This window comes from Cognatundibacterium squillarum, assembly GCF_014652435.1.
In the GTDB taxonomy this organism is placed as follows: domain Bacteria; phylum Pseudomonadota; class Gammaproteobacteria; order Burkholderiales; family Burkholderiaceae_D; genus Undibacterium; species Undibacterium squillarum.
This window is the reverse complement of the sequence record NZ_BMYU01000013.1, coordinates 60,145-81,720: the sequence shown is the minus strand read 5'-3', so window position 1 is coordinate 81,720 and position 21,576 is coordinate 60,145. Positions and strand designations below refer to the sequence as shown.

At 55.1% G+C, this 21,576-nt stretch carries 22 protein-coding genes; 14 read left to right on the top strand and 8 right to left on the bottom strand.

What is annotated here, in order from left to right:
- Window positions 1-7: 7 nt before the first annotated feature.
- The 6 genes from IE092_RS18300 to IE092_RS18275 are packed head-to-tail and all read left to right on the top strand — an operon-like array spanning window position 8 to window position 4,955.
- Window positions 8-967 carry an MlaD family protein gene (locus IE092_RS18300; protein ID WP_189359085.1) on the top strand — a complete coding sequence of 320 codons (960 nt, stop codon included), beginning with the start codon at window positions 8-10 and terminating at the stop codon, window positions 965-967.
- Between the two features lie 14 nt (window positions 968-981).
- Complete coding sequence (locus tag IE092_RS18295; RefSeq protein ID WP_189359083.1) at window positions 982-1,608, top strand: ABC-type transport auxiliary lipoprotein family protein; 627 nt, start codon at window positions 982-984, stop codon at window positions 1,606-1,608.
- A 7-nt stretch (window positions 1,609-1,615) separates the two neighbouring features.
- A complete protein-coding gene (locus IE092_RS18290; RefSeq protein ID WP_189359081.1) occupies window positions 1,616-2,737 on the top strand; it encodes a VanZ family protein in 1,122 nt (373 codons plus the stop codon).
- A 36-nt stretch (window positions 2,738-2,773) separates the two neighbouring features.
- The gene (locus IE092_RS18285) at window positions 2,774-3,100 is read left to right on the top strand and encodes a (2Fe-2S) ferredoxin domain-containing protein (protein ID WP_189359079.1); all 327 of its coding nucleotides are present in this window, start codon (window positions 2,774-2,776) and stop codon (window positions 3,098-3,100) included.
- Window positions 3,101-3,140: 40 nt separating this feature from the next.
- Window positions 3,141-3,773 (top strand): alpha/beta hydrolase, encoded by a 633-nt coding sequence (locus IE092_RS18280; RefSeq protein ID WP_189359077.1) that lies wholly within the window; start codon window positions 3,141-3,143, stop codon window positions 3,771-3,773.
- A 36-nt stretch (window positions 3,774-3,809) separates the two neighbouring features.
- A complete protein-coding gene (locus IE092_RS18275) occupies window positions 3,810-4,955 on the top strand; it encodes a D-alanyl-D-alanine carboxypeptidase family protein (RefSeq protein ID WP_189359075.1) in 1,146 nt (381 codons plus the stop codon).
- 135 nt (window positions 4,956-5,090) lie between these two features.
- Here IE092_RS18275 and IE092_RS18270 read toward each other — a convergent pair whose 3' ends face one another.
- Complete coding sequence (locus tag IE092_RS18270) at window positions 5,091-5,243, bottom strand: hypothetical protein (RefSeq protein ID WP_189359073.1); 153 nt, start codon at window positions 5,241-5,243, stop codon at window positions 5,091-5,093.
- Between the two features lie 154 nt (window positions 5,244-5,397).
- Between IE092_RS18270 and IE092_RS18265 the strand changes: the two genes are divergently transcribed.
- The 6 genes from IE092_RS18265 to lipA all read left to right on the top strand — a co-directional run bounded on the left by IE092_RS18265 (window position 5,398) and on the right by lipA (window position 9,653).
- Window positions 5,398-5,751, top strand: coding sequence for a zinc ribbon domain-containing protein YjdM (locus tag IE092_RS18265; protein WP_189359071.1), 354 nt, complete (start codon window positions 5,398-5,400; stop codon window positions 5,749-5,751).
- A 34-nt stretch (window positions 5,752-5,785) separates the two neighbouring features.
- A complete protein-coding gene (locus IE092_RS18260; protein WP_189359070.1) occupies window positions 5,786-6,172 on the top strand; it encodes a DUF6404 family protein in 387 nt (128 codons plus the stop codon).
- A 241-nt stretch (window positions 6,173-6,413) separates the two neighbouring features.
- Entirely contained in the window at window positions 6,414-7,259 is an 846-nt protein-coding gene (locus IE092_RS18255) for a D-amino acid aminotransferase (protein ID WP_189359068.1), read from the top strand.
- Between the two features lie 69 nt (window positions 7,260-7,328).
- A complete protein-coding gene (locus IE092_RS18250; RefSeq protein ID WP_189359066.1) occupies window positions 7,329-7,610 on the top strand; it encodes a DUF493 family protein in 282 nt (93 codons plus the stop codon).
- A 359-nt stretch (window positions 7,611-7,969) separates the two neighbouring features.
- Window positions 7,970-8,647 carry a lipoyl(octanoyl) transferase LipB gene (gene lipB, locus IE092_RS18245; protein WP_189359064.1) on the top strand — a complete coding sequence of 226 codons (678 nt, stop codon included), beginning with the start codon at window positions 7,970-7,972 and terminating at the stop codon, window positions 8,645-8,647.
- Between the two features lie 22 nt (window positions 8,648-8,669).
- A complete protein-coding gene (lipA, locus tag IE092_RS18240) occupies window positions 8,670-9,653 on the top strand; it encodes a lipoyl synthase (RefSeq protein ID WP_189359062.1) in 984 nt (327 codons plus the stop codon).
- Between the two features lie 77 nt (window positions 9,654-9,730).
- On the opposite strand, the gene IE092_RS18235 is transcribed toward lipA, so the two are convergent.
- From IE092_RS18235 to IE092_RS18205, 7 genes are all read right to left on the bottom strand, one after another.
- The gene (locus IE092_RS18235; RefSeq protein ID WP_189359060.1) at window positions 9,731-10,144 is read right to left on the bottom strand and encodes a hypothetical protein; all 414 of its coding nucleotides are present in this window, start codon (window positions 10,142-10,144) and stop codon (window positions 9,731-9,733) included.
- 225 nt (window positions 10,145-10,369) lie between these two features.
- On the bottom strand, window positions 10,370-11,053 hold the full coding sequence (mdcG, locus tag IE092_RS18230; RefSeq protein ID WP_189359058.1) for a malonate decarboxylase holo-[acyl-carrier-protein] synthase: 684 nt from the start codon (window positions 11,051-11,053) through the stop codon (window positions 10,370-10,372).
- A gap of 1 nt (window position 11,054) precedes the next feature.
- A complete protein-coding gene (locus IE092_RS18225) occupies window positions 11,055-12,710 on the bottom strand; it encodes a biotin-independent malonate decarboxylase subunit gamma (RefSeq protein WP_189359056.1) in 1,656 nt (551 codons plus the stop codon).
- The gene (locus IE092_RS18220) at window positions 12,707-13,990 is read right to left on the bottom strand and encodes an HD-GYP domain-containing protein (RefSeq protein WP_189359054.1); all 1,284 of its coding nucleotides are present in this window, start codon (window positions 13,988-13,990) and stop codon (window positions 12,707-12,709) included. The genes IE092_RS18225 and IE092_RS18220 overlap by 4 nt, the downstream gene beginning before the upstream one ends.
- 92 nt (window positions 13,991-14,082) lie before the next feature.
- The gene (locus IE092_RS18215; RefSeq protein WP_189359052.1) at window positions 14,083-14,292 is read right to left on the bottom strand and encodes a YgaP family membrane protein; all 210 of its coding nucleotides are present in this window, start codon (window positions 14,290-14,292) and stop codon (window positions 14,083-14,085) included.
- A 1-nt stretch (window position 14,293) separates the two neighbouring features.
- Window positions 14,294-17,530: an efflux RND transporter permease subunit gene (locus tag IE092_RS18210; protein ID WP_189359050.1), complete on the bottom strand. Its 3,237-nt coding sequence runs from the start codon at window positions 17,528-17,530 to the stop codon at window positions 14,294-14,296.
- On the bottom strand, window positions 17,527-18,618 hold the full coding sequence (locus IE092_RS18205) for an efflux RND transporter periplasmic adaptor subunit (RefSeq protein ID WP_229793263.1): 1,092 nt from the start codon (window positions 18,616-18,618) through the stop codon (window positions 17,527-17,529). Before IE092_RS18205 ends, IE092_RS18210 begins: the two co-directional genes overlap by 4 nt.
- Window positions 18,619-18,761: 143 nt before the next feature.
- Between IE092_RS18205 and IE092_RS18200 the strand changes: the two genes are divergently transcribed.
- Together IE092_RS18200 and IE092_RS18195 are read left to right on the top strand one after the other, a co-directional pair.
- Window positions 18,762-19,097: an ArsR/SmtB family transcription factor gene (locus IE092_RS18200; protein WP_189359107.1), complete on the top strand. Its 336-nt coding sequence runs from the start codon at window positions 18,762-18,764 to the stop codon at window positions 19,095-19,097.
- Window positions 19,098-19,549: 452 nt separating this feature from the next.
- On the top strand, window positions 19,550-21,562 hold the full coding sequence (locus IE092_RS18195) for a M13 family metallopeptidase (RefSeq protein WP_189359048.1): 2,013 nt from the start codon (window positions 19,550-19,552) through the stop codon (window positions 21,560-21,562).
- Window positions 21,563-21,576 lie beyond the last annotated feature (14 nt).

Here is a 21,576-nt window from a genome sequence, read left to right as displayed (position 1 = left end):
GAATAAAATGGAAAACCGCTCACATGCGCTGATTGCAGGCGTTTTTACTGTGACTCTGATTACACTCGCTGTCTTACTTGCAATCTGGCTGGGACGCGACAAAATTCAGCGCGTCCCGTATGAAATCATTACACGTCAGGCCGTTTCCGGTCTGAATTTACAGGCAGCGGTTCGCTATAAAGGCATTAAAGTCGGCAACGTCACAGATATTGATTTCGATCCGGCACAGCCCGGACAAATTATTCTCCGGCTGGAAGTGATGCCTGACACACCGGTTACCGCTGCAACATTTGCCACACTGGGCTATCAGGGCGTTACTGGCATTGCATTTGTTCAGCTCGATGAAGACGACAAACACCCTGCTGCGGGTCGCGCACTGTCAGGCAGCGACGGAGGTATCACACGTATTCCGATGCGACCGGGAGCATTGCAAAATCTGGAACAGCGCGGCATGGCGATTTTGTCTCAGGCGGAAGAACTGACGCGAAGACTAAATCAGTTACTCGCTCCGGAAAACCAGCAGAAACTGATGCGCACGGTGGAAATGGCGGGCAAAGCTGCAGAACAATGGAGTCAGGTTCCTGCCCAGCTGGAGCCGGGATTAAAGCAATTGCCCGTTGTACTCCTGCAGGCACGGAATACGCTGAACGGGATGGAACAACTTTCTGCGCAGGCAACCCAGCTCAGTGGCAATCTGAACAATCTGACACTGCAACTGCAGGCAAAAGACGGACCACTATATCGTTTTTCACAAACAATGGATTTGCTGAATCAGAACCTGCAGGGCGAAACACTGCCGCGTCTGAACCAGCTGAGTCAGGATGCACGTACCAGCCTGCGCTCGGTCGGACAAACCGCAGATCAGTTACGTGAACGGCCGCAAAGTCTGTTATTCGGCAATACCACACCGCTGCCCGGACCGGGAGAACCGGGATTTGTCCCGCCTGCCAATTCACAGAAACCATAAGATCACGAGCCGATATGTTCACTGACCAATTATTTGCCCGCAAATTCAGACTGATGACACCTTTACTGCTGACTGCTGCAATGCTGCTGAGCGCATGTCAGGGTACGCAGCCAGCGATCAGCAAAGCAGCCTATGATCTGGGACCGGCGCTTGCCAGCAACACGATGGGAAGTGCCGCACCGTCATTTCTGCTGAACGATATCCGCAGCAGCAGTGCGCTGGAGTCGAATGCCATGTGGTACCGCTTGTACGATCAGCCTCAGCAACTGAAAGCATTTGCCTATGCACGCTGGACCAGTACGCCTGCTGAATTGCTCAGTCTGCGCCTGAAGCAACGCACCGCACAGCATGGCGGCCGCGTATTACAAAGAAGCAATGGTGAGCAGACACTGCCGGTAGTTCAAATTGAGCTGGATGAAGCAGCGCAGCACTTCAGCAGCGCCACGCAAAGTCAGTTCATTCTGAGCGGAAGAATACTGATACAGTCCCCCGGAAAACTGGTAACTGTGAAGGCATTCAGCCTGCAGCAAACGGCGGGCAGAGACGCGGCCGGCGGCGCAGCGGCTGCACAAAAAACGGCTGATGAACTGATCGACATTGTCTGGCAACAAGTCCGCCACAGCGAACGAAGCACACCGTAATCTGCACATGCAAAATCCGTTTCCCAGCTCACCGTTTTCCCGCATCAGCCTGCTGGCTTATATCGCCATTATTCTGTACGCCAGCTGGTTTCCTTTCACCGGCTGGCAGGCGAACAGCTTGTACGCTCTGCCGGATGTCATCCGACAATGGCCGCGTTACTGGACGATATTTGATGCAATCACCAATGTGATTGGCTACATACCGCTGGGTATTTTGCTGGTGTTTTCGGTGTATCCGCATCTGCGCCGCTGGAAAGCGTTCATCTTCGCGTCATTGTGCGGTGCGCTGCTCTCTGCGACGGCTGAGCTGGTACAGTTTTTCCTTCCGAGCCGCGTCACCTCGCTGCTGGATTTTCTGACCAATTCCGCTGGCAGCGTAATTGGTGCAGTGATTGGCGTCTGGCTGACGGTGCCTTTACTCGAAAAAGGCCGTCTGCGTCTATTACGCAGAGAATGGGCTTTGCCTGGCAGCAGCCGCGATCTGGTGCTGATCGGATTGTGGCCGCTGGCACAGATTTCACCGCAAGCGTATCTGTTCGGACTCGGCGGCTGGCTGGCTGTGATTTCCCAGCATGTATCCGACTGGCTGGAAATGGACATTGATCTCAGCGTCTGGCTGCTGCATAGCATTGACCTGAGCGCAGACGATTATCTGCTGGCAGAAACCCTGATTACCGCCAGCGGCGCAACTGCAGCTCTGATGTTCTGTTTATCAGTACTGACAAAGCGCGCGCCGAAAAGTGCGATTGCCACATTACTGCTGGCAACCGGCCTCGCCGCCAAATCAATCGCTGCTGTCTTATTCTTCGGGCAGGATGCTGCCTTCAGCTGGCTGACACCGGGTGCGCGCGGCGGTTTACTGATTGCCTTACTGATGCTGTACGGATTTTCTTTTGCGCCACTGGTGGTGCAGCAGCGTCTGACTTTTTTGTTGCTGAGTATTAATCTGCTGATTCTGAATATGCTGCCGGACAATCCCTATTTCAGTGTCACGCTGCAAAGCTGGGAACCGGGAAAATTTCTGAACTTCAATGGCGCCGCTGCGGCACTGAGTCTGTTCTGGCCGGTACTGGCATTATGGGCTGTACTGACGCGCCCGCGTATCCGGCAGCGGGATGAAGTATCATAGCAGCCTTTCGCGTAACCCCGATTTGAAAGGACCATCATGTCCGATACCCTGTATTTCCGCAAACATGTTTTCTTTTGTATGAACCAGCGTGAAGACGGCCGCCCGTGCTGTGCAGAACGCGGTGCGCAGGCTGCGCAGGAACATGCAAAGCGCCGCATCAAACAAATGGATATGAACGGACAGGGCAAAATCCGCATCAATAAAGCCGGTTGTCTGGATCGCTGCGAAGAAGGTCCGGTGATGGTGGTGTATCCGGAAGGTACCTGGTACACCTGGGTCGATCAGTCGGATATCGATGAAATTATTGATGTCGATCTGGTAGGCGGCGGCGTGGTCGAACGCCTGAAGTTACCGAATACCTGATGATCAGCCTGCCATACCTGCAGCAAAAAGAATTTTTGTTATGAATGCACAAACTGAATACCTGATGATCGATGGCGCAGTCGGCAAACTGCAGTGCGCAATTGATCTGCCTGATCCTGAAACGCAGGGCGCACCGCGCGGACTGGCGCTGGTAGCACACCCGCACCCGCTGTACGGCGGCACCATGGATAACAAAGTCGCGCAGACGCTGGCCCGTACTTTTACCGGCCTCGGTTATGCTGCAGTACGCATGAATTTCCGCGGCGTCGGACAATCAGAAGGCAGTTATGATGCCGGCATTGGTGAAACCGATGATATGGAATTGCTGCTGAATGCAATGCGTCTGCGCTTTCCGGATTTGCCACTGGCGCTGGCCGGATTTTCGTTCGGTACCTTTGTTCAAAGCCGCCTGCAATTGCGTTTGCAGGAGCAGAACCGCCCGGCAGACCGTCTGGTACTGATCGGTGCGGCTGCCGGTAAATGGGATATGCCTACAATTCCGGCAAACACGATACTGATCCACGGCGAGCTGGATGACACCATACCGCTCAGCGCCGTCCTTGACTGGCTGCGCCCGCAGGAAATTCCTGTCACGGTGATTCCCGGCGCGGACCACTTTTTCCATCGTCGTCTGCATCATATTAAACAGCTAGTAACCAGCCTGTGGGATTGATGCAGATTTTTTGTTGTCTGGACTTATAAAGAAACTATGAAGAAATTTCTCGCAGCTGTGGCAGCTTCGCTTGTCACTGTGAGCGCTGTTGCGCAAACCCTGCCTGCCCCGACTATCGCCGCTAAATCGTGGCTGTTACTGGATGTGACCAGTAATCAGGTCATCGCAGCACAAGATCCGGATCTGCGTATCGAGCCGGCATCGCTGACCAAAATCATGACGGCTTATCTGGTGTTCGGCGCATTGCGCGATAAGAAACTGGACCTGAATCAGAGCGTCAATGTTTCCACCCGTGCGTGGAAAGTGGATTCCAGCAGTTCTAAAATGTTTATTGAGCCGAATAAGCCGGTGACCATCAATGAACTGCTGTATGGCCTGATCGTACAGTCCGGCAATGATGCGGCGGTAGCGCTGGCAGAAGCCGTAGCGGGCAGCGAAGAAGCGTTCGTGGCACAAATGAATCGCGAAGCGCAACGCATCGGCATGAAGAGCAGCCATTACGGTAATCCGCATGGCCTGCCAAGCCCGGAAAACTATGCAACAGCGCGTGATCTGTCTTTGCTGGCATCGCGTCTGATCTCCGATTTTCCTGAGTATTACAAGACCTATTACAGCACCAAGAGCTACACCTATAACAAAATCACTCAGCCTAACCGCAACCGTCTGCTGTTCCTCGATCCGACAGTCGATGGCATGAAAACCGGCCATACCGAAGCTGCAGGTTACTGCCTGATTTCCTCTGCGATCCGTCCGAACGGTACTGGTCAGCGTCGTTTGTTGTCGGTGGTCACCGGTACTGCCAGCGATCAGGTGCGCGCGCAGGAAAGTCTGAAACTGCTGAACTGGGGTTACCTGAACTTTGACACCGTCAAGCTGTACAGCAAAGGTCAGGCAATTGCGACGCCGGAAGTCTGGAAAGGCTCGCAGCGTGAGGTCAAAATCGGCTTCGACCGCGATCTGTATGTGACCTTGCCGAAAGGTGCGGCCGCGAATCTGAAACCGGCACTGGAACGCAAAGATCCGCTGGTGGCACCGGTTCCGCTGAACAGCAAAGTCGGCACCATGAAAATGATGCTGGATGGCAAAGTTGTGGCGGAATTTCCGGTACAGTCGCTGGAACAGGTTGATCAGGCTGGTATTTTCGGCCGCGCCTGGGATTCGATCCGAATGATGATGAAATAATCCGGTCATCAGCAGGCAAAATAAAAAGGGCACCTGACGTGCCCTTTTTTGTTTCCGGTACTGCGGTGTCAACAGCGTACCGGAAGCGGCCGGACTATCCGGCCGGGTCGCTGCGTACAGCGACGGCATGCGATGTCAGCTGCTGAATGTCCAGTAAGCAACCAGTACGGCGAGAACCAGTTCCACACCGATCCAGCGGGCGCGCACATGGCGGCGCTGTTCTTTTTCAAAATGCGATTTGCGGTGTTCCTGACGGCCGCCTTTCGCGAACGGCAAACGGTTTAGCATATTTCCTCCTGTTTTTTGCTCTGTTTTCTGAACAATAGCTGATTTCATATCAAAATGTCGTTAAATTTCGCGAAGTCGCTCTGAATAATCTGTAAGGGTGCAGGTTACAATCATCGTTTGCTGTTTTTTTGCAGCGTTTTTACGGAATTTTCAGATGAGCACCGCTACCCTCCCACCTTGCCCGCAATGCCAGTCGGCCTATACCTATGAACAAGCACCACTGCTGATCTGCCCGGAATGCGGTCATGAATGGAACCCTTCTGCGGAAGCAGTAAACAGTGCGGACGACGGCGCACTGATCGTCAAAGATGCCAACGGCAATCTGCTGGCAGATGGTGACAGCGTGGTTGTGATCAAAGACCTCAAAGTCAAAGGTGCATCCTCGGCGCTGAAAGTCGGCACCAAAGTCCGCAATATCCGTCTGGTGGACGGCGATCACAATATCGATTGCAAGATTGACGGTTTCGGCGCAATGCAGCTGAAATCCGAATTTGTACGTAAAGCCTGATCAGCCAGCGCAACGAACAACACGGAAACTGCATATGAATACCAATGTTCAGAATCCGTGGGCTGCCTTACCGGCAACCCACCAGAAAGCCTTGCAGTATTTGCAGCAACACGGTGTCAGTGAAATGGATGCTGCACCGGCCATTTTCCGCTTATTGTGGAAGGCGGGTGTGATGGTCAGGCCGCCGCATTTCGTTCCCGCATTCCGGCTGGCAATTGGCCACGCGCTGTACTTTGGTATCGTCTGGTCATCGCTGATGCAGATTATTCATCTGGTATCACCAACCATCCGTGCGCCCGGACTCTTCGCCAGCATCTTTGCAGGCATCCTGTTCGGCAGCGGCATGGCGCTGATTTACGCGCTGCGCAAACGCCGTCTGCAACTGGCGGACTGGCAAACCGTGATTCAGCAACGAGACTGAACTGCCTTTCTTTGCGCTTATGCCGTTTCGGCATGAGCGCAAATTCTGCCCTCTCTCCGGTGCAAGCCCTTTCCCCCCCTCAGACGCATAACTTCGCCCTATTCCTGCATGCACACTTTGCATAAGCATCAACGCAGAATTGTGCAAGAATCCTTCTCATCCCTGCCGCTGTCCGTGCCGCATTGTTGCGTCAACCCTCAGCCGGTGTTTCGGTTCTTTTCTGATCTTTTGTGAGAATGCTATGCACGACGCGCTTGTTTATCTGAACGGTGAATTTCAATCTTTGTCGGAAGCCCGCATTCCGGTGCTGGATCGCGGTTTTATTTTTGGTGACGGCATTTACGAAGTGATTCCGGTGTATGGCCGTAAGATGTTCCGCGCGAAGCAGCATATGGCGCGCCTGTTCCGCAGTCTGGATGCGATCGGTATTCCGAATCCTCACTCCGAAGAAAACTGGATGGCGCTGATTCAGAAAGTGATGGATGCGCATCCTTCTGATGATCAGATGGTGTATCTGCAAGTGACACGCGGCGTTGCCAAACGCGCACATGCGTTTCCGAAAGAGGTGACACCGACCGTCTTCATCATGACCAATCCGCTGGTACTGCCTTCTGCGCAAGTCCGCGCCGATGGCGTCGCTTGTGTCACGATGGAAGACCGCCGCTGGCTGCATTGCGAAATCAAATCAATTTCCCTGCTCGGCAATGTGCTGGCAGCGCAGCACGCGGCAGAATCCGGTGTAACCGAAAGCATACAGTTCCGTGATGGCTGGCTGACCGAAGGTTCGTCATCGAATGTCTGGGTGGTAAAAAACGGCGTGATCATGGGCCCGCCGAAAGATCATCTGATTCTGGAAGGCATCCGTTACGGCTTGCTGCAGGAACTGTGTGAACAGCACGGTATTCCGTTTGAATCGCGTAAAATAACGCAAGAAGAAGTTTTTGCGGCAGATGAGCTGATGATCAGCTCCGCAACCAAAGAAATTCTCCCGGTGGTCCGGCTGGATGCGCAGACTATTGGAAATGGCGCACCCGGCCCCATTTACCAGCAGTTATACGCCGCTTACCAGGCCGCCAAACACGCCTGAACACCCGCCAGTCTGTGATGCCAGCAGGCCACAGCCGGACGCGGTGGCCTGAACTGAACTGGAATTATCATGGACATCAAACCTATCCCCCCGGAAGACAGCCTGATCGAGTATCCGAGCGAATTTCCGATCAAAATCATGGGCGTCATGCATGACAACTTTGCCCAGACTATCGTCGAACTGATCGTGCTGCACGATCCGGGCTTTCATGCCGGCAAAATGGATATGCGCGCCTCGAGCAAAGGCACCTATCTGTCGCTGACCGCCACTGTGACCGCCACCAGCCGCGAACAGCTGGACAACCTGTACCGTGCGCTGTCCGGTCATCCTATGGTCAAAGTGGTGCTGTAAGCCGCTTTTTGGCCTCAAATATACCCCCGGGGGTATCTGAAAAGCCCCAGTATTCATGCCGACGACAGGGCGATTTTCTGAAAAAGACCGGGGGGTATCTGTTTTTCGGGGTATTTCCGGCATGCGAAAACCCGCTTTCACAGTGAATTTTCCTGTGCATTCCCACTGATTTTCGCTACAAAGTGCGGCAGTCTCCGGCAAATCGACCCGCCTGCTTTGGAAAAAACGCGGTTTTTTACTGCAATGTTTGGTGAAAACCGCGCTTTTGACGCTGATCGCTGCGGTTACGCTGCTTCCTGCGCAAAAAACGCGCAATGCAGCCGCCTGAGCCACGACGCAAAATGTTACACTAGCAGACTATGCAAGCCGTTCTCACCTCCTCCCCTCAGTTACGCATCCTGCACCGTGGTCTGGAAGACTACCAGCAGAGCTTTGATGCTATGCGCGCATTTACCGATGCCCGCGATGCAGACACCCCGAATGAATTCTGGATTGTTGAACATCCGCCCGTGTACACACTGGGTCTGGGTGCCGATGTCGGCCACGTGCTGAATCCGAATGACATTCCTGTGGTGCAGACTGACCGCGGCGGCGAGGTGACCTACCACGGCCCCGGTCAGGTCGTCATTTACCTGATGATGGATTTACGCCGCAGCCATCCGAAAGCCCGCCTGTATGCACGCGAATTCGTGCACAAAATCGAACAGGCAGTGATCGACACCCTTGCCCGCTGGCAGATTCGCGGTGAGCGCAAAGAAGGCGCGCCCGGCATCTACCTCAGCGACGGCCCGCACAAAGGCGCGAAAATCGCCGCGCTGGGTCTCAAAGTACGCGGCAACGGCTGTACCTATCACGGCGTTTCGCTGAATGTGGATATGGATCTGGCCCCATTTACCTGGATTAACCCTTGCGGTTACGCCGGTATGGAAACCATCGATATGAAAACACTGGGCGTGACCGCTGCGCTGGCCGATGTCCAGCAAGCGCTTGCACAACGATTACACGAACTGTTGTCAGTTCCGGCTGACCTTACCTGACTCTGAAAAAGGGTTTTGCACCATGACTACTGAACAAACACCTGGCACTGGCGATACCGCAGCAGCGGCTTACGATCCGACCGAAAAACAAAAAGGCGCAAGCAAAACCGCGCGTATCCCGATCAAAATCGTGCCGGCAGAACGCCTGCCGAAACCGGACTGGATTCGCGTTAAAGCCGGTTCGCCAACCACGCGCTTCTACGAAATCAAAGACATTCTGCGTTCCAACAAACTGGTGACCGTGTGTGAAGAAGCGACCTGCCCGAACATCGGTGAATGCTTCGGTAAGGGTACGGCCACCTTCATGATCATGGGCGACAAATGTACCCGCCGCTGCCCGTTCTGCGACGTTGGTCACGGCCGCCCTGATCCGCTGGATGAAAACGAGCCGGGCAATCTGGCACGCACCATTGCCGAACTGAAACTCAAATACGTCGTCATTACTTCCGTCGACCGTGATGATCTGCGTGATGGCGGCGCCGGTCACTTTGTGGAATGTATCCGTCAGATCCGCGAACTGTCGCCAAGCACACAAATCGAAATCCTGACACCGGACTTCCGTGGCCGTATGGACCGCGCGCTGGAAATCCTGAACGCCGCACCGCCGGACGTGATGAATCACAATCTGGAAACTGCACCGCGTCTGTACAAAGAAGCGCGTCCGGGTTCCGATTACGAATATTCGCTGAGCCTGCTGAAACGCTTCAAAGAACAGCATCCGAACGTGCCGACCAAATCCGGCATCATGGTTGGTCTGGGTGAAACCGATGAAGAAGTGCTGCAAGTGATGCGCGACATGCGCGCTCACAATGTCGATATGATCACCATCGGTCAGTATCTGGCGCCAAGTAACCACCACTTACCAGTACGCCGCTACGTGCATCCTGACACCTTCAAAATGTATGAAGAAGAAGCCTACAAAATGGGCTTCGCACATGCGGCTGTCGGTGCGATGGTTCGTTCCAGCTACCACGCAGATCAGCAGGCACACGGCGTGACAGCGTAAGATTTTCTGTCTGCTCAGTAAAAAACCCGCCAATGGCGGGTTTTTTTATATGGGATCAGCGTTGCAACATGCCAGTTTCAGGCAGCACGCTCCAGCGAAAATTCTTCCAGCTGCCAGCGTAAGTCCTGCTCCCAGCAGACTCTGCCCCAGTAAGAGAAAGGCAGCTCCAGATGCAGTGCCGAAGTCAGAAAGCACCAGTCCGGATCATATGCCTCCACTTCGCGGCACCACGCATCACCCGGTTGCAAATACTGCTCATTCCACGGCAACACTCTGACCTGCATTCCTGCTGCCTGCAGCACCACTTGCAGCATTGCAGTCAGTTCCGGTGTTTCCAGTGTCAGCAAAATTCGGCTGCCTTTGGCCAGTCCCAGATAATGCAGGAACCCGCGCCAGTCTGCGCGCAGCGGCAAACCGTATTCAGTCTGCTGCGTGCTGCCGGCGGAAGCAGATAATTGTGCGCCAACGAGGGCGATACTCAGAGAATTCATCAGCAGACCTCACTTTCAAAGTTACCGGCAGTGCCTGTGACATGCGACACTGCAGGCATTGTAAACACCTGTATTAAGAAAGAAAGTGCTGCAATCAGCACAATTGTCAGACCTTGTTAAATCGATATAAACAATTGCGAAATCTGCACAATATAGCCAGCGAGCAATACCACTTAAACGACACTATTTCCGGGTGGCATTACAAATACCTTACTGTTATTAGGTTTATTGCGCCGACTTCAGTAATTGCAGCAACGAGTATCTAGATACCAGTTTTTGCTGTCGAAATGCTTTCATTAGAATCTTTTGACTATGCAGACTCTCTGCAATCGTGTCAGAAATCAGCCACTCACGCCACGAAACTGCAGCGCCACCGGGAAACACGATTTCCCCGCGCAATGGCAGACTGTTGGAAAAATGGCGCAGAATGGTGAGGCCGGACACCAGATGTTCCTGATCTTGCGGACGGAACAGTAAGCGTATTTCGGTATCCGGCTGCAGATACGGCAAGCCGGTCAGAAACTGCCAGGCCGCCAGACCATACACCCGGAAAGTGATACCGGCTTCGCGTCCGGCCTGATGCAAAGCCTGCAAGCCCGGCTGCCATTCCGGCAGCAGATGACTGAGGACGGAATGCAGCGCCAGACAAGGCTGATGGCCGGTAATGTGATGACTGGAGACCGTGACACGGCAGGCTTGTGTGCTGCCATCCGGCTGCAAAAATACCAGCCCCAGATTCAATTGTTCTGCCGGCAAATGATGATCACGGCGCGTCACCACCAGCGGCCAGTCGCTGTATTGCCAGCGCAGACTTTCGCTGTGCCATGTCAGCGGAATCTGCGGCCGGATTTGCTCCCAGCCCTGCGTCGACAGCCAGACCAGATCATGGCGCTGAAACAAAAGATCCATATCAGACCGCCTCCGGCTGTAAGGCCAGACTGTGCAGCGTTGCCGCTTGCAATGCCTGCATTACCGGATATGCGGCTGTACGGCCTTGCCGCTGCCAGCCCAGAAAACTGCGCTGATCCGGTAACGGCAAACATGTATTTGCCCGCTGTTGTTGCAGTAACTCTGCAGCCCAGTCATCCAGCATTGCACGGTCGGGTGCCTCGCACAGTTGTTGTACTGCACCGGTTTGCCAGTGAGCCTGTGCCGTCTGCGCCGGCCGCAAACTATCTGCAGCCAGATCTGTGCCTGTCACCCGGGCGATGGCGTCTGCTGACATGACCCGGATCTGCGCTTCCGGCAAGGCCCACAGTGCATCGCACTGCATACCACCGCTAACAACAGCGCTGGCAGCAGCCTGATCACAGACCAGCGCCAGTACCGGCTTACCCGCCTGACGCAATGCAAACAGACAAGCCGACAAATGCAGCATCGCCTGATGCAGGCTCAGCATTTCTTCCTGATAACGCAGACGCTGACCGCAAGTGCTGATCAGTAGCAACACAGCGTCCACCGGTTCCTGCAATGCCTGAATACAGGCCGCTGCCTGCGCCAGCACCAGCACCGTGCCGGACTCTGTGCCACCCGCGGTGCCTGTCACCAGCCAGCGATAGCGGCTTTGCCATTGTCCGCGCACAACACCCTGCGGACTGATCTGCACAGTATCGTTCAGCGACAATTGCGCCAGCACGCGCTTTTGCAGAGTGCTGATCTGCACTGTTCCGGTTTCTGTGGCGACAGCGGTGCGTGGCTGCTCGTGCAGCCATTGAGAAGGCAAGGCAACATCCTGCGACTGCCAGTAAGAAATCACATCGGTAAAGGATTTTCCGGTCTGCCAGCGTTCAGACAATGCACGCTGACGCCGCTGCAAAACCGGCAGCGTGAAAAAATCAGCGGCCTCGCTGACCGGCTGTGCCAGCAATGTCGCGATCTGCTGCCGCAGCGTTGCCGGTTCGTGATCCGGTAACAGCGTCGCTTCACGCAAGTGGCTGCGATGCCACGCACCGTGGGTGCGTGCATGCAGCGCTTTGTCTTCTGGGTCAAATTCCGTATTGCCGTGCGCCTGCGCAATCACCGCTGCACCGCTCATTCCCCAGCGTGCAGCAGGCGTCATCCAGACCTGTGTTGCTGCCGCCGCGATTAATCCCATGCCGCCAAAGCAGCCGCGTCCCCGATCAATCAGCACCAGTACCGGAATACCCGCAGCACGTAAACGCAGAACAGCGTCTATGCATTCAGCCACCGCAATCAGCCCTGCATTCGCTTCCTGCAAACGCACACCGCCGGATTCCGCGATGATCATCACCGCATCGGCTTTTTCAGTCAGCGCCCGCTGCAGCAGCGCACATAAACGTGCGCCGTGTACTTCGCCGATCGCACCGCCGGTGACTTTGCCATCCTGCACTGCCAGCCATATTTTTTTGTCATCCAGACTGGTGCAGCCTAGCCAGATGCCATCGCCGTCCGGTGCGCTGCCCTGCGCTGCAGGCCAGTGCGGACTGCATTGTTGCTGCGGGGCTTCCCATTGCCACAGCTGATCCCACAGCGCCAGCCAGCGCAGCAGAGCCGCTGGCAGCTTTGCAAGAGCCAGACTCTCTGCGGACAATGGCAGCGTGTTCATCGGTTTGCGTTTCGTTTTTCTGTATCGAAGAAATAGGTCATACGCTTGCGCGGACTCAGATAGTCATATACTTCCGGCGCCAGCTGACGCGGCTTCAGGCTGGCGACAATTTCCACCGCAGGATCATGTTCCAGATCCAGAATAATCGCTTCCGTTTTAGGCACGGAAGCATCATAGATCAGTACGCTGGGGCGCAGTGGCTTTCCGGAATTCACACCGATCACCATGCCCAGCGTACCGTCGTTCAGCTGCACTACCGTTCCCGGCGGATAAATGCCCATGCAGCGGATAAACAGATTCAGTGCCGGCGCATCGAATTGCTTACGCATGTGCGCAAACATATACGACATCGCTTCATACGGTGTCATCGAATCTGCCGGATTTGCGCGGTTGCACAGATTATCGTAGGTGTTGGTGATCGCGACGATACGTGCCAGCGGCGCAATTTTATCGGCACGCAAAAACTGCGGATAGCCGCTGCCGTCAGCGTATTCGTGGTGTTGTGTGATGATGTCCATCACACCTTTGGCCAGGCCGAGTTTCTGTCCGATTTGCTGACCATACATTACATGCTGCTGCAACAGGCTTTGTTCTGCGCGCGTCAGTTCAAATGTTTTATTCACAATACGGTCCGGAATTTCCACTTTGCCGATATCGTGAAACAAGCTGCCCATGCCCAGCATTTTGATATCGTCCACCGGCAGCTTTAATTCCTTACCCAGCATCATCGTCAGCACACTGATATTCAGCGAGTGGTAATAGGTTTCTTCGCCCGCGATTTTGTCATTCATTAAATGAATTGCAATATCTTTATCCGTCAGCAGCGAATCCAGCATTTGCTGAATCAGGGCATCTGCCTGTTCCACGGTCTCTTTAGGACGCGAAAACAGATTCCGTGTAATGTCTTTCAGCGTACTTGCCGCTTTGACGATTTGTTTTTCGCAGCTGGCAATTGCCTCCCGTTCGCGAATCAGACGTTCGATACGTGCGCGTTTTTCCGCAATTTTTTGTTGTTCTTCCGCTGTAATGACAGGCGCTTCGGTCAATTCTGCTGCTTCCGTCACCGGTTGCGGCGGCAATGGCCGGCAGTCAGAACGTGACGGACTCACGCGTATGGTTTTCAGACCGAGCTTGCGCAGGGCGCGCAAATCGTCTTCGGTTCTAATTTTAAAACTGTTTCTGGCGAACGAGTGATCAAGCCATGGCAAGTCAAGATGGACATACAAGCCCACGCACAAACGTTCCACCGGAACATCAACCGTAATCGGTGCTGCACACATAGACAAAAATGAGAAAATTCAGAGTTAACCCATTTTAACAGTCTACACCTGTGCAGCACACGTCACAGACATGCCGGTGACGCCGGAATGCCTCAGCAGCCGGAACGGATACCGGCTTTACGCAACAGCGTTTCCATCAGGCACCAGCGGGTAAAGCCGCTTTGCCACAGATTCAGTCCGACAAATACCGTGAATGCCAGCCACCATTCACTCTGAAACAGCGGACTGCCCTGCCAGCCCAGCGCCAGACTCAGCAGAATAAACATCCCTGCCACGATACGTACAATTTGCCAGCTACTCATCTCACTCTCCCTGCGTTGCGTACTGGCGGCGGTAGGCGCTGAAATACAACAGCGGAATCACCACCAGGGTTAATAAAGTCGATACAAAAATCCCGAAAATCAGCGAAATTGCCAGACCGTTAAAAATCGGATCATCAAGAATAAAGAAGGCACCCAGCATGGCTGCTGCGCCGGTCAGAATAATCGGCTGGGCACGGGTAATCGCCGCACCAACCACTGCATCCGCAAACGCGATACCCTGCGCCACCTGCACCTGAATAAAATCCACCAGCAGAATCGAGTTACGCACGATGATGCCGGCCAGTGCGATCATGCCTATCATGGAAGTTGCGGTGTATTGCGCACCGAGCAGTGCATGACCCGGCATCACGCCGATAATCGTCAGCGGAATCGGTGCCATGATGATTAAGGGTGTCAGGTAAGAACCGAACTGCGCCACTACCAGCAGATAAATCAGCACCAGACCAACCGCATAGGCCGCGCCCATATCGCGGAAGGTTTCGTAAGTCACCTGCCATTCACCATCCCATTTCAGGCTGTAGCCACGGTAAGGATCGGCTGGCGCTTGGATGAAATATTCCTGCAGCTTGCCACCGTCCGGCATTTGCAATTGCGTCAGCGCGCTGCGCATACCGAACATGCCGTACAGCGGGCTGTCGATACGCCCTGCCATGTCCGCCATCACATACACCACCGGCAAACCGTCTTTGTGGTACAGCACTTGGTCGCGCTGACTGCGCTCCACCTGCACCAGTTCACGCAGCGCTATCCATTGTCCGGCAGCATTACGCACACCCAGCGCCAGCGCAGCATCCAGCGAACCCATCTGATCGGCAGGCAATTGCAGCCACAGCGGCACCGGATATTTGCTCTGATCATGCAGATAACCGGCCGCATTACCCGCCATCGCGGTATTCAGCACTTGCACGATTTCCTGTTGGCTGACACCGGCCGCTGCTGCCTTGCTGCGATCCACCCGCAGCCACCAGCGCGGACTGTCGGCCTGCGCGCTGCTGTCGGTATCGACGATGCCGCTGGTTTGTTCAAACACCTTGCGTACCTGTGCTGCTGCCTGACGGCGGCCTTCATCATCCGGCCCGTAAATTTCTGCCACCAGCGGTGCCATCACCGGCGGGCCGGGCGGCACTTCCACCACTTTCAGACTGGCACCATAAGGTTTAACAATCGCCTGCAGCGCCGGACGCACGCGCATTGCAATCGCATGGCTTTGTTCTTTGCGGTGATGTTTATCGACCAGATTGACCTGAATATCACCCTGCTCACTGCCCTGACGCAGATAGTACTGACGCACCAGACCGTTAAAACTGATCGGTGCGGAAGTACCGGCATAAGCCTGATAATCCTGCACTTCCGGCACGGTTTGCAGATAAGCACCGAGTTCGCGCAGCACACCTGCTGTTTTTTCCAGCGGCGTACCGGCGGGCATATCCAGCACCAGCTGAAACTCAGATTTATTATCGAAAGGCAGCATCTTCAGCTGCACCCAGCCAATCACCGGCAAGGCCACCGACACCAGAATCAGCGCCAGCACCAGCAAGCTTAGTTGCATACGGCGTTTTGCACCGTGCAGCGGATCGAGAAAACGGCGGAAGAATTGTTCGAAACGGCGTGCCAGCGCCGAGCCTTGTATGGCAGAACCATGCTCACCGTGTTCACCATGTGCTTCGCCCTGCGCATGTGAAGATTTCATCCATAAACGCGACAACCACGGCGTCATCACAAAGGCAATCGCCAGACTCAGCAGCATACCCATGCTGGCATTGATCGGAATCGGGCTCATGTACGGCCCCATCAGACCGGTCACGAAGGCCATCGGCAGCAGTGCAGCAATCACGGTCAGGGTTGCCAGAATAGTCGGGCCGCCGACCTCCGCCACCGCACCGGGAATGATTTCCGTCAGCGTGCGCTGGGGAAATAAAGCCTGATGACGGTGAATATTTTCGACCACCACAATCGCATCATCGACCAGAATCCCGATCGAAAAAATCAGCGCGAACAGCGAGACGCGGTTCAGCGTAAAGCCCCATGCCCACGAAGCAAACAAAGTCGCAGTCAGCGTCAGCAATACTGCGGCACCGACAATCGCGGCTTCGCGTTTGCCGAGCGCAAAGAACACCAGCGCCACCACGGACAAAGTCGCGAACAGCAGCTTCTGCATCAGCTTGCTGGCTTTTTCATCGGCGGTCTGGCCGTAATCGCGGGTGATACTCAGTTCCACACCGGCGGGCAGTACGGTATTGCGCAACAATTCCAGCCGCGCTTTGACGGCACTGGCGACTTCCACCGCATTCTGTCCGGCTTTTTTGGTGACAGACATCGTGATCGCCGGATATTCCGCACCGGCAGCACCATTGTTAGTCACACCATGCCAGACATACTGTCCCGGAATCGCACTGCCATCGGTCACGCTGGCGACATCGTGCAGATACACCGGACGGTTCTGACGCACCGCCACCATCAGTTGCTCCACTTCACGCGCATCGCGCAGCCAGCCACCGGCATCCAGCTGAATTTGCTGATTATGGCTGAGCAGATTCCCCGCAGGCAGACTGCCGCCTGCCGCCTGTAAAGCACGTTGTAATTCGTTCAGGCTCAGTTGTACCGTTGCCATGCGGGCAGTATCCGGTTCTATCCGTATCATGCGACCCGGCGCACCGGTGGTCAGAATTTCACGCGTACCGGCCACCCGTTTCAGATCGGCTTCCAGACTGTGTGCCACCGCCTGCAACTGCGCTGCACCCTGCTCCGCATCTTTGCTCCACAGCGTCCACGCCAGCACCGGCACATCTTCAATACCTTTTGGTTTGATCAGCGGCGGCAACGCACCCAGCGATGGCGGCAGCCAGTCGGCATGGCTGTTGACCGCGTCGTACAAACGCACCAGCGCTTCGGTGCGCGGCACACCCACCGCAAACTGCACAGTCAGAATCGCCTGACCCGGACGCGCCACCGAATACACATGCTCAACGCCCGCCATTTGCGACAATACTTGCTCCGCCGGTGTTGCCACCATTTGCTCGACATCTTTGGCTGATGCGCCGGGCAGCGCCACCATCACATTTGCCATCGTCACATTGATTTGCGGCTCTTCTTCGCGTGGTGTGACCAGAATGGCAAACAGGCCGAGTAAAAATGCGACCAGCGCCAGCAAAGGCGTGATTTGCGCCTGCTGAAAATACGCCGCGATGCGGCCGGAAATGCCGTCAGTACGACTCATGGTTTGCCTCCGCTGCTCAGACGTGCTGCCTGCTGCGGTTCTGCTGCCAGCAATTCACCGGCATTCACGCCGCTCAGAATTTCTATCTCTTCGCCCTGCACCTGACCGGTACGCACCTGACGCAACAGAATTTTCGAACCCTGCACCACATACACCGCACTCAGTTCCGCACGGCGGATCACCGCGCTGCGCGGCACCAGTATCCGTGCCGGCGTACTCTGCGCATTCTGCGCATTCCCGTTGTCCAGAGCCAGCGATAAACGGGCAAACATGCCGGGACGCAAACCCTGTACGGTGTTCGGCAAAGCAGCGCGGATTTGTATGCTGTGGCTGGCCGGATCGGCAGCCGGTAACACGGTGAACTGCGTCAGATTCAGGGTGGCAGGCTGCACACCGCTTTGCTGCCAGCTGACCTGCAAAGCACCGTCTTTGCGCAGACGTGCCGCCTGCTGTTCAGGAATCATCGCTGTCACGCGCAAGGCGCCGGGTTCATACATGGTCAGCAAAGGTTTGCCGGGCATCGCCATATCGCCGGGCATGGCAGGTACGTCAGACACCACGCCGCTGTACGGCGCGGTCAGCGTATAAAAGCCGGACTGGGTACGCACCGCACCGGCGGCGGCGATCTGTGCGCGGGTTTCCGCCGCTGCCGCCAGATACTGCGCACGCGCCTTATCCAATTGCGCTGCCGAAATAAAATGCTGCGCTGCTAATTGCTGACTGCGCTGCCAGTCTTTTTCTGCTACCGCCAGACTGGCATTTGCCGCCTCTGCCTGCGCCTGACTTGCATTCGCCTGCTGCTGCGCCGCGCGCGCGTCCAGCCGCACCAGCACCTGCCCTGCTTTCACGCTGTCACCCGGACGCACCAGAATCTCCGTAATCGCCCCGGCTACCTGCGCCGAAATCTGGGTCTGGCGCACCGCTTCCACCACCGCATCCGCCTGCGCCTGACCGGCAGCGCCGGTGCTGCGCGCCTGCACGGTTTTCAGCGCCGGAGCGGCTGCTTCTGCCGCCATCACAGACACGCTGCACGCCGCTGCCAGCAAACCGGGTAACACCACTCTGAACATCTTTGCGAATTGCATCATCACTCTCCGGACGAAAACCAATTGATTTTTGATGGAGACATAGTATCCTTATTTGCGTATGTACGCAAATAGTAATTTTCAATTGGCAGCGCAGCGCCGTAAAAAGGTATGATGTGAACTTTCCAGCCCCCGCGTGTTTTGTGATGCAAGGTTTATCCGAACAAGCGCTGACTCAGGTCGCGCAGTATTTTTCCGCTCTGTCGGAACCCAACCGCTTACGCATACTGAATTGTCTGCGTGACGGCGAACTGAATGTCGGTGAACTGGCAGAACGCTGCCAGTGCTCGCAGGCGAATGTCTCGCGCCATTTATCCACGCTGGCCAAACACGGCTTTGTGGCACGCGAAAGCCGCGGCACCACTGCGATTTACCGCATCGCCGACCCGTCGATTTATGCGCTCTGTGATTTAGTCTGCGGCAACGTGATGCGCCAGCTCGAAGCCCAGGCCGCCCTCGCACAAAGCTTCCGTCAGGAATAAGCGCCGCCGCGCTTATTCAAAATCCTCACCCGCAAAAAAAACCGCCTGCTGCTGGCGGTTCCACACTGCGCCGCTGCTTCGCTGCACTGCTCCGCCACGTTACAGGCAGGCTTTCCGCCAGTCAGACCAGCCCGCCACCGCACGCCCGCTGTGCAGAACTCCGCATCTGTCATTTCCGGACAGCCAGACTTTCTGCCGACGACCGCCGGATCGTTGTGCTGAAATCCGCATTTGATGTGTTTTCGGTATGTTTTCAGTACCTGCAGCAGAAAAACGGAAAATCAGGCGCAATTGTGTTGGTGCGATGCGCGGGCAGCCTGCCGCGAATGGCGGTTTTTATCCGCTTATCCCCGCCTTACGCCATTCGGCACCTTTTTTCCTTACACCGGCTGCGGCACAAAATAATGCACGTACGCCGGCGCATTCAGCGGCCGGCGACGAAAAGGAAAATCATGCGATCTCTTATACTTCTGACCGTGCTTACAATGGCACTCAACTCCCACAATGCACTGGCAAACGACGCGGGTCACAATCCTCAGATACCGGTCCGCTATCAGGACAATTTCTATCAGGCGGCCAACGGTGCGTGGTTGTCCGGCACGGAAATTCCTCCGGATAAATCCTATGTATTCGGTGCCGATCTGCCCGCAATCACCAATCAGAGAATACTCCGCATTCTCGATGAACTCAGCAAAGCGCCATCTGCCGGTAGCGGGCAGCAGCGTATCGTCAGCGCCAGAGTGCTGGGTTATTTCCAGAGTTACATGGATACTGCAGAGATAGAGAAACGTGGTATCGCACCATTGCAACCGGTATTAGAAAAAATTGATGCTGTGCAAAATATGCAAGCACTGGCAAAATTGCAGGGCGAGATGCAAGGCCGCATAGAAACACCGGTGTTTATACCTTTTGTGATGCCCGGCTTACAAGATCCCGGAACCAATCGCGCCATGCTGTCCCAGGGTGGGCTGGGTTTACCCGACCGCAGTTTCTATTTGTCCGCTGAAAATCCAAAGAACACTGCAATCATCAGCGCATACCGTGACTATTTACGGCAACTGGCCAGTCTTGCAGGTGAACCGTCACCACAGCAACTGGCCGATGCAGCCTTACGCGTAGAAACCCGGATTGCACAAGCACACTGGTCGCCGGCGATGAGCCGCGATCCGGGCCGGATGGCGAGTATGAGTATCCGCCAGTTACAACAAACCGCACCGGATTTTGACTGGCAGGCATTTTTTGCGGGCGCGCAGTTAGCGCATCAGGAAGTATTCAGTAATTTGCAGCCGGGTGCCATCAGTGCTATTGCGGGATTGTATGCAGAGCTGCCCTTATCCGATTGGAAAGCCTACTTCAAACTGCAGAGTGTGCACGAGGCAGTTCCGGTATTGCCATACGCATTTCGCGCTGCCCGCTTTACTTTCTATGGAAAAACGCTGAAAGGCCTGCAGACAGAAACCCCTCGTGAACAGAAAGCGATTGCAGAATTGAATCTGATGCTGGGTGAAGCGGTAGGACGTTTGTACGCGGAACGGTATTTCCCTGCTGAACAAAAGCAGCGCGTACAGGCTATGGTGAATAACCTGTTAGCGACTTACCGCGAAGCGATACTGAATGTCAGCTGGATGTCTGCGCCCACCAAACAACAGGCGCTGGATAAACTGGATAAGTACGTCAGTAAAGTGGGTTATCCCGATAGCTGGCGGGATTACACAGCACTCCGGATTATTGCGGGAGATGCGCTCGGAAATCGCCATCGCGCTGCACAGTTTAACTGGTTACATAATGCCGCGAGAGCAGGAAAAAAAGCGGATAACCGCGACTGGGATATGCTGCCGCAAACGGTGAATGCGCAATACAATCCCTTACGCAATGATCTGGAATTTCCGGCAGCGCATTTACAGGAACCGTATTTCTCTGCGCAGGCCGACGATGCAGTCAACTATGGCGCCATCGGTGCCACCATTGCACATGAAATCAGTCATGGTTTTGACACGATGGGAAGTCAGTTTGACGGAGACGGCCGCTTACGTAACTGGTGGACAGACAGTGACCGGGAGACTTTCGAACGAATGGCCAATGAACTGGTCAAGCAATTTAATGCCTACGAATTACTGCCGGGACACAAAGTCGATGGCGCACTGACACTGGCGGAGAACATGGCGGATTTGTCCGGCTTGCATATTGCATTTCAGGCGTATCAAAAAACCTTGCAGGGCAAACCATCCGGACTGACCGGCGGTTTGACCGGCGAGCAACGGTTTTTTCTCAGTTATGCACAAAGCCGACGCAGTAAATTCAGGCCGGAAGTCGCGACGCAATGGTTAAAAACCGATCCGCATGCACCGGATATTTTCCGCATTAATGGCAGCATTATTCACCTGGATGGCTTTCATCAGGCATTTGGCACCGGCGCAGGTGATGCCATGTACAAACCGCCAACGGAGCGCATACGCATCTGGTAATGCCGCAGCGAAGA